The organism is Streptomyces sp. NBC_01707, assembly GCF_041438805.1.
GTDB lineage: Bacteria > Actinomycetota > Actinomycetes > Streptomycetales > Streptomycetaceae > Streptomyces.
Map to the genome: position 1 here is coordinate 8380762 of NZ_CP109190.1, position 12528 is coordinate 8393289.

Consider the following 12528-nt stretch of genomic DNA (forward strand, 5'->3'; position numbering starts at 1 on the left):
TCCCGGGGGCCGAGCAGATATGTGAATCGTTTCATCGAGGGTGAAGCTATGACCACCCAGCAGGCATGTCAAGGGATTGAGTCGGTTCAGAGGTTTCATGGGTTGACCCATTGACGGCGTGGGTGTTGCGCGTCTAGCTTCCGTGAAACTTAGTTGAAACCTTTCACGGCGCCTTCGGGGCGTACCTTCCACGGAGCATCCATGAACCAGCCCGACACGGGCCCGGCCCCCGTCCTGGCCCTGACGGACGTATCCAAGTCCTTCGGTGCCGTGCGGGCGCTGCAGGACGTCTCCCTGCAACTGCTGCCGGGCGAGGTCCACGCGCTCGCGGGGGAGAACGGCGCGGGCAAGTCCACGCTCATCAAGACGCTGGCCGGGGTGCACCGGCCGGACTCCGGCCAGGTGCTGCTCGACGGGAAGCCGGTCGTCTTCAACGGCCCGGCCGACGCCCGCAATGCCGGCATCGCCGTCATCTACCAGGAACCCACGCTCTTCCCCGACCTGTCGATCGCCGAGAACATCTTCATGGGCCGTCAGCCGCGCGCCTCACTCGGCCGGATCGACCGCCGGGCCGTACGCGAGGCGACCGCCGCCCTGATGACCCGGCTCGGCGTCGACCTCGACCCCGAACGGCTCGCCCGTGGACTGTCCATCGCCGACCAGCAGATCGTCGAGATCGCCAAGGCGCTCTCCTTCGACGCCCGCGTCCTGATCATGGACGAGCCCACCGCCGCCCTCACCGGCAGCGAGACGGCGCGCCTCTTCTCGGTCGTCAGGACGCTGCGCGCCTCCGGCGCCGCCGTCCTGTTCATCTCGCACCGCCTCGAGGAGATATTCGGGCTCTGCCAGCGCGTGACGACGCTGCGCGACGGCCGATGGGTCGCCTCCGAGCCGCTGGACGGCCTCACCGAGGACGACCTCGTACGCCGCATGGTCGGCCGGGACCTCGACGAGCTCTACCCCAAGCAGGCCACGACCGTCGGCGAGACCGCCCTGTCGGTGCGGCGGCTCACCCGCGAAGGCGTCTTCCGGGACGTGTCGTTCGAGGTGCGACGTGGCGAGATCGTGGCGCTCGCCGGACTGGTCGGCGCCGGCCGCTCCGAAGTCGTCCAGGCCGTCTTCGGCGTGGACAAGGCGGACGCGGGCGAGGTGCACGTGAACGGCACTCCGCTGCGCGCAGGTTCGCCGACTGCCGCCATGGACGCCGGAGTTGCGCTCGTACCGGAGGACCGGCGCCAGCGCGGGCTCGTGATGGAGATGTCCATCGAGCGCAACATCGGCCTCACCGGGCTCGGCAGCCTGGGCAGCGGCGGGATGGTGCGCCGCACCCTGGAGCGCGGGCGGGCCACCGACTGGGCGGTGAAGCTCCAGCTCAAGTACAACCGGCTCTCCGACACGGTCGGGGTGCTGTCCGGCGGCAACCAGCAGAAGGTCGTGCTCGCCAAGTGGCTGGCCACCGACCCGTCCGTGCTCATCGTCGACGAACCCACGCGCGGCATCGACGTCGGCACCAAGGCCGAGGTCCACCGGCTGCTGTCCTCGCTCGCCGCCGAAGGGCTCGCCGTGCTGATGGTCTCCTCCGACCTTCCCGAGGTGCTCGGCATGGCCGACCGCGTGCTCGTCATGCACGAGGGCCGACTGGTGGCGGAGATCCCCCGTGAAGAGGCCACCGAGGAGACGGTCATGGCCGCCGCCACGGGTCGCCTCACCGGCAAGGAGAAGGCGGCATGACAGTCGAGCCAGGTCTCAGCGGCCGCCGCCGATGTGGCGGCTCGCACGACACACACGGAAGGACAGCGGCGTGACGGCCACCCTCGAATCTCCGCCGGCCGCGCCGGAGGCGGACCGGCGATCCGCGCGCTCGCTCATGGACCTGGTCTTCCGTGCCCGTGAGTTGAGCATCGGCGGCGCCCTCGTGGTGCTGATCCTCGGCACCTGGATATCCAACCCGTCCTTCCTGGACGACCAGGGCATCAAGGATCTGCTCCTCAACTCCTCGATCCTCGTGCTGCTCGCCGTCGGCCAGTCCGTCGTCGTCATCACCCGCAACATCGACCTGTCCGTCGGTTCCGTCGTCGGGCTCACCGCCTTCGCCTGCGGCAGCTTCGTCTCGGGGACGGACCACAGCGCGCTGACCGTCGTCCTGCTCGGCATCGGACTCGGAGTCCTGTGCGGCCTGGTCAGCGGCCTGCTGGTCAGTTTCGGCCGGGTGCCCGCGCTGGTCGTCACCCTCGGCATGCTCTACGTCATCCAGGGCATCGACCACGCCTGGGCGCACGGCGAGCAGATCAACGCCGCCGACGTCCCTGACGACGTGCTCGGCCTCGGCAGCGGCAGTGTCATCGGCATCCCGTACCTGCCGCTGATCTCCACCGCCGTCCTGGTCGGCACCGCCTACTACCTGCGGACCTACCGCAGCGGCCGGGAACTGTACGCGATCGGGTCCAACCCCGAGGCCGCCCGCCTGGCCGGCATCCCCATCCGCCGCCGCGTGCTCGCCGCGTACGCCTTCTCCGGCGCCGTCGCCGGCCTTGCCGGGGCGCTGTGGCTCGCCCGCTTCGGCACGGTCGTCGCCGACGCCGCGAACGGCTGGGAGCTCACCGTCGTCAGCTCGGTCGTCGTCGGCGGCATCGCCATCACCGGCGGCGTCGGCACGGTCTGGGGCGCGGCGCTCGGCGCGCTGCTGCTCACCACGATGGGCAGCGCCCTCGTCGTCCTGAAGGTGGACTCCTTCTGGCAGCAGGCCATCACCGGTGTGCTGCTGCTCGCGGCCATCACCACCGACCGCATCGTGAACCTGCGCACCACCAGCGCGCTGAGGAAGAGGAGCCGGCGATGAACACCCTCGTCAAATACCTGCGCTGGGACACCGTCGTCGGCGTACTCCTGATCGCCGTCTTCCTCGCCGGATCCGGTACGACGGAAGGATTCGCGGACACCGCCAACCTCTCCGCCGCCCTCGACGACACCGCCGAAATCGCCCTCATCGCCCTGCCGATGACCCTGCTGGTCGTCGCGGGACAGGTCGATCTCTCCGTGGCCTCCATGCTCGGACTCTCCAGCGCGCTCGCCGGCTCGCTGTGGGAGGCCGGCTGGGCCTTCGAGACGATCGTGCCCCTGTGCCTGCTCGTCGGCGCGCTCGGCGGCCTCCTCAACGGGTGGCTCGTCACCCGCGTCGGGCTGCCCTCGCTCGCCGTCACCATCGGCACGCTCACTCTCTACCGGGGCCTGGCCTCCGTCGTTCTCGGTGACAAGGCGGTCGCCGACTTCCCCGAGACGTACTCCCAGTGGGCCACCTACACCCGTACCGTGCCGGGCACCTTCATCCCGTACCCCGTCGCCCTGTTCGGCGTCCTGGCCGTCATCACCGCCGTCGTCCTGCACTGCACGGCCTTCGGGAGGTCCCTGTACGCGATCGGCGCGCAGGAGGACGCGGCCTACTTCGCGGGCATCCGGGTCAAGCGCATCAAACTGGTGCTGTTCGTCCTCGCGGGCTTCGTGGCCTCCTTCGCCGGAATCGTCTTCACCCTGCGGTACGGCAGCGCCCGCGCCGACAACGGGGTCGGACTCGAACTGGTGGTCATCGCCTCGGTGCTGCTCGGCGGGGTCGACTTCGACGGCGGGCGGGGCACCCTCGGCGGCGCGGTCGCCGGTGTGCTGCTGATCGGGCTGCTGAACAACCTCCTCACCCTCAACGACGTGTCCAACGAGATCCAGGTGATCGTCACCGGCCTGCTGCTGGTGGCCTCCGTCCTCACCCCGCGGGTCGTCGCCGCCGTCTCCGAGCGCCGCCACCGGCGCGCCGCGACCGCCTCCGCCTAGCTCCCCTTCCCACCCTCAACTCCCGCCCTCCGAAAGGGACGTCACCATGTCTGCGCACTCCCGCACGCGCCGCCGTGCCACCCTCACCGCCACAGCTGCGGCCTGCGTCCTCGCCGTCACGCTGGCCGGCTGCTCGGGCACCACCAAGAACGACACCAAGAACGATGCCAAGGAGGCGGCGAGCAGCGCCAAGGCCGACCCCGATGCACCGCTGAAGAAGGGCCTCAAGATCGCCTTTCTGCCGAAGCAGATCAACAACCCGTACGAGAAGATCGTCGACGACGCGGGGATCGGCGCGGTCAAGGAGTTCGGCGGCTCGGGCAAGGAGGTCGGCCCTTCCGACGCCAAGGCCTCCTCGCAGGTCTCGTACATCAACACCCTCATCCAGCAGCGCCAGGACGCGATCCTCATCGCCGCCAACGACCCCAACGCGGTGTGCGGCCCGCTCAAGCAGGCGATGAAGCAGGACATCAAGGTCGTCGCCTACGACTCCGACACCGCCAAGGACTGCCGCCAGCTGTTCATCAACCAGGCCAGTTCCGAGGAGATCGGCCGCAGTCAGGTCCAGCACCTCGCCGAGCAACTCGACCACAAGGGCGAGATCGCGATCCTCTCGGCCACGCAGAACGCGACGAACCAGAACACCTGGATCGGGTTCATGAAGGACGAGCTGAAGAAGCCCGAGTACAAGGACATGAAGCTGGTCAAGGTCGCCTACGGGGACGACGACGACCAGAAGTCCTTCCAGGAGACCCAGGGCCTGCTCAAGGCCTACCCGAAGCTGAAGGGGATCATCTCGCCCACCACCGTCGGCATCGCCGCCGCCGCCCGTTACATCAGCGACTCCAGCTACAAGGGCAAGGTCGTCATCAACGGCCTGGGCACGCCGAACCAGATGCGCAAGTACGTCAAGGACGGCACGGTCGAGCAGTTCTCCCTGTGGGACCCCAAGAAGCTCGGCTACCTCGGCTCGTACGCGGCCGCCGCTCTCGCCTCGGGCCAGATCACCGGTGCGGAGGGCGAGAAGTTCAAGGCGGGTGACCTCGGCGAGTACACCGTCGGCAAGGACGGCGAGGTCATCCTCGGCCCGCCGACCGTCTTCGACAAGAACAACATCGACGACTTCGACTTCTGAGTTCCGGGAGCGTCCGATGCAGCGCGTCTGCTTTCTGCTGAAGGTCCGGCAGGAGCGGCTCGAGGAGTACCGCGAGCGTCACGCGGCCGTATGGCCCGAGATGCTCGCGGCGCTCTCCGCCGCCGGTTGGCACAACTACTCGCTCTTTCTCCGGGAGGACGGCCTGCTGGTCGGCTACCTGGAGACCGAGGACTTCGCGGCAGCGCAGGCCGCAATGGCCGCCACGGACGTCAACACCCGCTGGCAGGCCGACATGGCGGGCTTCTTCGAAGCCCTGGACGGCGCCAAGCCGGACGAGGCGATGAAGCCGCTCACCGAAATCTTCCACCTCGATCGACCGTGATGACCCGGCACAGGAAGGGACCGACCGTGACCGCAAGGACTCCCGCCACCGCACGCAGGCCGAAGATCGGGCTCGTCGCGGGCGGACTCGGCGCCTACTGGCCCCAGTTCCCCGACCTCCTCCCGCAACTGCGGCGCTCCGCCGACCGCGTCACCGAGCGGATGCGGGAGTTCGACGCGGACGTCGTGGACGTGGGCTTCATCTCCGACGCCCAGGAGGGCGCCGTCGCGGCCGAGAAGCTCCGGGCCGAGGGCTGCGACCTGATCGTCGGGTTCCTCACCACCTATATGACCGCCACGATGCTGGTGCCCATCGCCCAGCGCAGCGGCGCCCCCGTACTCCTCATCAACCTCCAGCCCACGGAGGCCATGGACCACGCGTCCTTCGACACGGGCGCGTGGCTCGCCTACTGCGGTGCCTGCCCGCTTCCCGAAATGGCCGGTGCCTTCGAACGCGCGGGAGTTCCCTTCCGCTCCGTCTCGGGCCACCTGGAGGACGAGCGTGCCTGGCAGCGCATCGGCCGGTGGATCCGGACCGCGGGCGTACGGTCGGTGCTGCGGCACGGGCGGCACGGGCTGATGGGTCACCTCTACCCGGGCATGTACGACGTGTCCACCGACCTGACCATGGTCGCCGGCAACCTGGGCGGCCACGTCGAGGTCCTGGAGTTCGACGACCTGCGGGTGCGGGTCGAGAAGGCCGGGGACGAAGAGGTCGAGGCCAAACTCGCCGAGGTCGGCGAGGTGTTCGAGCTGGCCGAATCCGTTGACCAGGGCGACCTGGTCTGGGCCGCGCGGGTGTCCGTCGGACTCGACCGGCTCGTCGAGGACTTCGACCTGGACTCCCTGGCGTACTACCACCGCGGCCTCGACGGCGAGACCCACGAGCGGCTGGGGGCGGGCATGATCCTCGGCTCCTCCCTGCTGACCGCGCGCGGCGTGCCCACGTGCGGCGAGTACGAACTGCGCACCTCGCTCGCCATGCTGGTCGCGGACCGGCTGGGGGCGGGCGGTTCGTTCACCGAACTGCAGGCACTCAACTTCCGGGACGGCGTGGTGGAGATGGGCCACGACGGCCCGGGACACCTCGCCATCAGCGAACGGAAACCGCTGCTGCGGGGCCTGGGCGTCTACCACGGCAAGCGCGGCTGGGGCGTCTCGGTCGAGTTCGACGTCAGGCACGGCCCGGTCACCCTCGTCGGACTCGGCCAGTCCCGCGACGGCCGCTACCGGCTGATCGCCTCCGAGGGCGAGGTCGTCGGAGGTCCGCTGCTCCAGATCGGCAACACCACCTCGCGGGTGGACTTCGGAACCGACCCGGGGGAGTGGACGGACGCCTGGAGCGCGAGTGGAGTCGGCCACCACTGGGCACTGGCCACCGGCCGGCTGCTGCCCGAACTTCGGGCGCTGGCGGACCTCGTCGGCCTGGAGCTGGTGGAAGTCACCGGCCGATGACACCCTCGCGGGCCGGTTGGCGAGCCACCTGGTGGGCTGCCAGGACGTGGCGCGGGTCGTCGACGACAGGATCGATGAGGCGGTCCGCGCGGGCATCACCGTCGCGGCCGGGGTTGACGCGCCACAGGACGCCGAGCATGAGCAGGACGTGGTTCGGCGAGCCCGGCCGCACCCGGGGCGCGTGGCGGGCGCGGCGTGACGTCACCCGCGGTCACGCCAGGAAGGCGCCGAGCACTCCACCCATAATGGAGAAGTACGCGCCGCGGGCGGTGACCGTCACCCCAGGGGCACCACGCCGCCCGCACGATGCCCGCTGAGGCACAGAGGCGGTGGATGACACATGTGCGCACACGCCCGGCCCGGCGGGGTGCGGCCGGGACTGTCCTCAACAGGCCACTACGGTGAGGCGGTGTTCCGTCCCGAGCAGCCGGGGGAGGACGACCGTATCGACCTCGGCGCGCTCGTGTACGACGACGTCACGATGGCCCGTCTGCGGAGCCTGGGGGTCGGGCCGGGCTGGAACTGCCTCGACGTGGGAGCCGGCACCGGCACCGTCGCCCGGCGGCTGTTGTACGAGGCGGGCGTCGCGACCGTGCTCGCCGTCGACCGCGACGTACGTTTCCTCACCGCCCACCCCTTGCCCGGGCTCGGTGTCCTTGAGGCGGACATCGACGCCCCGGGGTTCGACCCCGGCCGGTTCCAGCTGGTCCACGCCCGATTCCTCCTGATGCACCTGCCTTCACGGCAGCGCCTGATCGCCGGGCTGGGCGAACTCCTGGCTCCAGGCGGGGTGCTGGTCCTCAGCGACGCCGTCGACCTGACCACCGCGACTGCGCCCGCGACGCCGTACACCCGGGTCATGCAGGCCATGTGGCAAGGGTTGCGGGACACCATCGGCACCGACGTCTCGTGGGTCCCCGAGTATCCACATCTGTTCCGCACCGCGGGGCTCGAGTCCGTCGCCGCCGAGATCCACGTACCGCCCCTGGTCCCCGGGAGCCCCATCAGCCGCTTCTGGGCCCGCAGCTGGGACCGGGCGAGGGAGGCGATCCTGGCCACCGGACTGGTGGACGACGCGACGGTCGACGCGGCGATCCGGTACCTCGACTCACCCGACTGCGCCGCGCTGTCGCCCGGAATGATCACGGCCTGGGGATGGAGACCCCAGGAGGCCATGCCTTCCTCCTCGGCGTGCGCCGATCAGGAACAGCGGCGCCGGGATGACTCCGGGGGCGGCCATACGTAGGGCAGCACGCCGGCCAGTCGATGCCCGCGTCCGACGCGGCCGCCGTACTCCTCGTCGATGACAAGGGCGCTCCGCGCCGATGCCTTGCGCACGCTGCCGCGTCGGGGTGAAGCGGAGCCGTGACAGCAGGGCACTCGTCCATCGCGCGGTAGCCCTCGACCGCCCGATCCGGACGAGAGTTCCTGGCCGGGGCCGATGCGGCTGTCGAGGCCCTTTCGATCACGTCGGGCGGGACACGGCGCACCGGCGCCGGCCGGCCACGCAGAGCGACGGCGAGCAGAACACTGCTCGCCGTCGCTCCGGACGCCGTGCGGGGCGCCGACGAAGCCGACGTCGCCATCCGGGCGGGGCGGAGCGGGTCCGCTGCGTCGACTCGGGGGTGCCGACACACTTCGGCACGAGCGGCGTCCGGCAGACACGGGACCACCTCAGAGGCTCAGCACGATCGCGGCCACCACGCCGCCGAGGCACAGAGCGAAGGCAGCTTCGCGCCAGCCGCCCTTCCCCCAGCGGAAGGGGCGGTCCAGGGCGAGCCGCCCGGGGCCGATGGCCGCGATGCCGAGTGCGACGACCGTTATGCACAGGTTGTACTCCATGCCACCGTCCTGGTCCCACAAACCGTGTGCCGCCGTAACGGTCGCCATGGCGTTGATCATCACACCGATCACGGCAGCCGCTGCCAGTGGCGTGAACAGTCCCAGAGCCAGTCCGAGGCCGCCGAGGAGCTCGGATCCGCCACCGATGACGGCGTAGACCTTCCCGGGGCGGTATCCCGTCGAGGCGAGCCACGCACCCGTGGCGGTGAGGCCGTCGCCACCGAACAGGCCGAAGAGCTTCTGGGCGCCGTGCCCTGCCATGAGCAGGCCGATCGTCACCCTGATGAGAAGCAGCGCGCAGTCGGCGGCGGACACTGCGGGCCGTGCCGCGGCGGAGGCGGGCTCGGGGGAGGCGCGAAGTTGTTCAGGGATGTACTTCACCGGGGGCTCTTCTCTGCTCCGAGGTCCCGCGGAGGTGCCGACCGACCACCGAGGACTCAGCAGGGCGGTTGTCTGGTCACCATGGCGCCTTCAAGGGCACTGCCATGTGTGGCGGACCGCGACGCAGCCGGAGCAGGAAGACAGCAGGACCACCGTCGGCGTCCTCGCGTCAGTCCGGTCAGGCCGCCGGTCGTTGTCTTTACGAACTGAGTGACATCGGCTTGTTGTCTTCCATCATTACGCCCTTTCGCCTCCTGTGCCGAGCCGGTTCGGATGCCCGGCCCGGGGGCGGGTGCGGACCGGCACGAGGGGCTCGGCGCGCCCGGTTTCTCCGCCGACGCACATCGGACCCTCGGCGCGCACGGGACCGAGCGGCGAGCCGATGCCCGGCCGTTCACCAGGCCGGGCCGGCCGGTGAGGGCGACCAGGCGGGACGCAACTGGTGCGTTCTTCATGCCGATACGGTGGAAGTTTTCCCCACCCCGCCCGGCGTGTGGCTTCAGTTCGCGTATAACTCTGGTGATTCCGACGACATGACAGGTGGTTCCGGGCGGTGGTCAGGCGCGTTCCGGCCCCGTCGCACCCGGCCGTCGCCGGTCCCAGTCCGACTCCGACTCGACGAGAGGACCGTTGATGGATGTGGAGAAGCGCCTGCGGGACGAGAACCCGGGCGATGACCTCGGTCGTGGGACGGCCGGGGTGAGCAGGCGGCGGTTCCTCGGATACGTCGTGGCGGGATCGACGCTCACGGTCGCCGCCCAGCTGGGAGAGGTGGTGCTGGCGCCGTCGCGGGCCGCCGCCGTCGTTCCCTCGGTGCCGGGGCCGTCCGAGGTATACGACCTCAACGACATGCTGACCCACGCCGCACTGCCCACGTCGAATCTGATCACGATCCGGATCGGTGCCGACGGCACGGCCTCCTTCGCCCTGCCGCGGGCGGAGGTCGGGCAGGGCATCACCACGTCCTCCGCGATGCTGATCGCCGAGGAGCTGGACCTCCCGCTGGAGAAGATATCGGTGACGCTGGCCGACGCCCGGCCGGAGCTGCTGTTCAACCAGCTCACCGGGGGCTCGAACACCACCATCTCCACCTTCACCCCGATCCGGGTGGCCGCGGCCGTGGCGCGAGGGCAGTTGCTGAAGGCCGCGGCTCTGGAGCTGGGTGAAGCGATCGGCTCCCTCACGGCGAAGGCCGGCGTCATCACCTCCCCGGCCGGGGCGAGCATCACCTACGGCGAGCTGGCGGTGAAGGCGGCCGCCCACGCGGACGGCCAGGTCGAGGTCACGCTCAAGGAGCCCTCGCAGTTCGAGGTCATCGGAACGGCGCAGCGGCGCATCGACGCCCTGGCTGCGGTGACGGGCCGCAAGAAGTTCGCGATGGACGTGCAGGTGCCCGGCGCCCTGCCCACGATGGTGTGCAGGCCGCCGACGATCAACGGCACGGTCCGCTCGGTGGAGAACCTCGACGAGGTCCGGACCATGCCGGGCATCACCGACGTCGCGCGGATCTCCACCGGCGTCGCCGTCCGTGGCCGTACGTTCGGGCAGTGCATCGACGCCGTCCGCGCCCTGAAGGTCACCTGGGCACCCGGCACTGCCGAAGGTGCTTCGGACACGACCGTCCTCAAGAAGCTGCGGGCAGCCGAACTTCCCCTCGTCGTACCGCCGCTGCCCCTCCTCACCAAGGCCGTCGACGCACGGTTCACCTTCCACTTCGCCAGCAACGGCGCCCTGGAGACCAACTGCGCCGTCGCGGACGTACGGGCGGACTCCGCCGAGATCTGGGCGAGTCTGAAGTCACCGATCGCCGCACAGGAAGAGATCGCCCTCCAGCTCGGTCTGCCGCTCACCGCCGTCAAGGTCCATGTCACGGAGGGCGGCGGCTCGTTCGGTCGCAAACTCTTCCACGACGCCGCCCGCGAGGCCGCGGAGATCTCCCGGGCCATGGGCAAGGCGGTCAGGCTGATGTGGCACCGGACCGACGACTTCCGGCAGGGTCGCACCCATCCGATGTCCACCTCGCGGGTGCGGGCCACGTACACGCTCGGCGAGGTCCTCACGTACGAGCAGCGGCACACGTCGGTGGCCACCGACTTCGGCCATGGCCTGGGCGAGATCATCACCTCGGAGGCGGCCCAACTGCCGGTCGGCGACTTGACGTTCTCCGAGACGATATTCGCTCTGACGCAGCAGAGTCCGTACCACTTCGGGGTCACCACCCAGCTCCTCGCCGAGACCGACAAGGGCTTCAACACCGGCTCCATGCGGAACATCTACTCGCCCAACGTCCGCTGCGCGCAGGAACTCGTCGTGGATGAGCTGGCGAAACGCACGGGGAGGGACGCCCACGCGTTCCGGCGTCGGTTCCTCAAGGACGAGCGGGCCAGGGCCGTCCTCGACAAGGTCGCGGAAGTGGGCCGGTGGGGCCGGTCCATGCCTGCCGGAACGGGGCAGGGGATTGCGGTGCACCCCGAGTACCACGGTTTCGTCGCTGTCCTGGCCGAGATCGACTGCCGGCCGGAGACGACCGGGCGTAAGGTCCGTGACGCCTACACCGGCCCTCGTGTCACCAAGGTCGTCTGCGCCGTCGACGTCGGCCTCGCCGTCAACCCGCGCGGCCTGGAGGCCCAGATGATGGGCGGCATCATCGACGGCATCGCCGTCACCCTCACCGCGGGCCTCCACCTCCAGAACGGGCATTTCCTCGAGGGGAGCTGGGACAACTACTTCTACACCCGGCAGTGGAACACCCCGCCCGAGCTCGAGATCGTCGTCATGCCACCGACCACAGGCAAGCCCGGTGGTGCGGGGGAGCTGGCTGTCGCCGGCGCGATGGCGGCCGTCGCCTGCGCCTACGGCCGGGCCACCGGCACCATGCCCACCACCTTCCCCATCAACCACGGTGAGCCTCTCGGCTTCGACCCGCTGCCGACCACCCCGCCGATCCCCGCCTCGCCGACCGACGGCCTCGACCGCACCTTCTAGACGACCAGGAGCTCCCGTGCCGCAACACACCTTCATCCTCAACGGCAAACCGGTGACCGTGGACATCGAGGACGACGTCCGGCTGCTCTGGGTGCTTCGCGACGTCCTGGGCGTCACCGGACCGAAGTACGGCTGCGGGCTCGGCGTCTGCCAGGCGTGCACCAGCCACATCAACGGCAAGGCGTTCAACCCCTGCAGCGTCCCGGTCAAGGATGTCGGTCCCGCCGACGAGGTGACGACGATCGAGGGCCTGCCCGCCACGGTCGGCCGGGACCTGCACCCGATGCAGGAGGCATGGCTGGAGTACGACGTCGCGCAGTGCGGCTACTGCCAGCCCGGCCAGATCATGACCGCCGTCGCCAAGGTCCGGCGCGCCCGGGAGGAGGGACGCGAGATCGATCAGGCCGACCTCGACGAGATACGCAACATCTGCCGGTGCGGCACGTACAACCGCATCCGTGAGGCCATCGCGGCAGGCGCGGAGAAGTTCTGAGCCGATGTGAACGACGGTGGATGTCCGCCGTCCGTCCGGTGGCACCGGCGCTCGCGGGGGACGAGCGCTGCCC

11 protein-coding genes are annotated in these 12528 nt (G+C 69.9%); 9 read left to right on the forward strand and 2 right to left on the reverse strand.

The genetic code is table 11. From position 1 onward, the window contains the following. The first annotated feature begins 201 nt into the window (after nt 1-201). Genes OG963_RS37555 through OG963_RS37580 form a run of 6 tightly spaced genes read left to right on the forward strand, consistent with a single transcriptional unit; the run spans nt 202 to nt 6754 of the window. Complete coding sequence (locus tag OG963_RS37555) at nt 202-1731, forward strand: sugar ABC transporter ATP-binding protein (RefSeq protein WP_030925692.1); 1530 nt, start codon at nt 202-204, stop codon at nt 1729-1731. 31 nt (nt 1732-1762) lie between these two features. After that, nucleotides 1763-2839, forward strand: coding sequence for an ABC transporter permease (locus tag OG963_RS37560; protein ID WP_218133113.1), 1077 nt, complete (start codon nt 1763-1765; stop codon nt 2837-2839). After that, complete coding sequence (locus OG963_RS37565) at nt 2836-3822, forward strand: ABC transporter permease (protein ID WP_030925687.1); 987 nt, start codon at nt 2836-2838, stop codon at nt 3820-3822. The genes OG963_RS37560 and OG963_RS37565 overlap by 4 nt, the downstream gene beginning before the upstream one ends. A gap of 46 nt (nt 3823-3868) precedes the next feature. Then, nucleotides 3869-4957, forward strand: a complete 1089-nt coding sequence (gene rhaS / locus OG963_RS37570; RefSeq protein WP_093929734.1) for a rhamnose ABC transporter substrate-binding protein — start codon at nt 3869-3871, stop codon at nt 4955-4957. A 16-nt stretch (nt 4958-4973) separates the two neighbouring features. Continuing rightward, complete coding sequence (locus OG963_RS37575; RefSeq protein ID WP_093778431.1) at nt 4974-5300, forward strand: L-rhamnose mutarotase; 327 nt, start codon at nt 4974-4976, stop codon at nt 5298-5300. After that, nucleotides 5300-6754: an arabinose isomerase gene (locus tag OG963_RS37580; RefSeq protein WP_371799899.1), complete on the forward strand. Its 1455-nt coding sequence runs from the start codon at nt 5300-5302 to the stop codon at nt 6752-6754. Before OG963_RS37575 ends, OG963_RS37580 begins: the two co-directional genes overlap by 1 nt. Here OG963_RS37580 and OG963_RS37585 read toward each other — a convergent pair. Beyond that, entirely contained in the window at nt 6741-6959 is a 219-nt protein-coding gene (locus OG963_RS37585; RefSeq protein ID WP_093929735.1) for a hypothetical protein, read from the reverse strand. The two genes, OG963_RS37580 and OG963_RS37585, sit on opposite strands and share 14 nt — an antisense overlap. Nucleotides 6960-7094: 135 nt before the next feature. Between OG963_RS37585 and OG963_RS37590 the strand changes: the two genes are divergently transcribed. Continuing rightward, nucleotides 7095-8000, forward strand: a complete 906-nt coding sequence (locus tag OG963_RS37590; RefSeq protein ID WP_093778435.1) for a class I SAM-dependent methyltransferase — start codon at nt 7095-7097, stop codon at nt 7998-8000. 428 nt (nt 8001-8428) lie between these two features. Here OG963_RS37590 and OG963_RS37595 read toward each other — a convergent pair whose 3' ends face one another. Continuing rightward, the gene (locus OG963_RS37595) at nt 8429-8968 is read right to left on the reverse strand and encodes a DoxX family protein (RefSeq protein ID WP_256223575.1); all 540 of its coding nucleotides are present in this window, start codon (nt 8966-8968) and stop codon (nt 8429-8431) included. Between the two features lie 642 nt (nt 8969-9610). Between OG963_RS37595 and OG963_RS37600 the strand changes: the two genes are divergently transcribed. Both OG963_RS37600 and OG963_RS37605 read left to right on the forward strand, forming a co-directional pair. Then, the gene (locus tag OG963_RS37600; RefSeq protein ID WP_319326514.1) at nt 9611-11962 is read left to right on the forward strand and encodes a molybdopterin cofactor-binding domain-containing protein; all 2352 of its coding nucleotides are present in this window, start codon (nt 9611-9613) and stop codon (nt 11960-11962) included. A gap of 16 nt (nt 11963-11978) precedes the next feature. After that, the gene (locus tag OG963_RS37605; protein WP_030925664.1) at nt 11979-12455 is read left to right on the forward strand and encodes a (2Fe-2S)-binding protein; all 477 of its coding nucleotides are present in this window, start codon (nt 11979-11981) and stop codon (nt 12453-12455) included. Nucleotides 12456-12528: the final 73 nt, after the last annotated feature.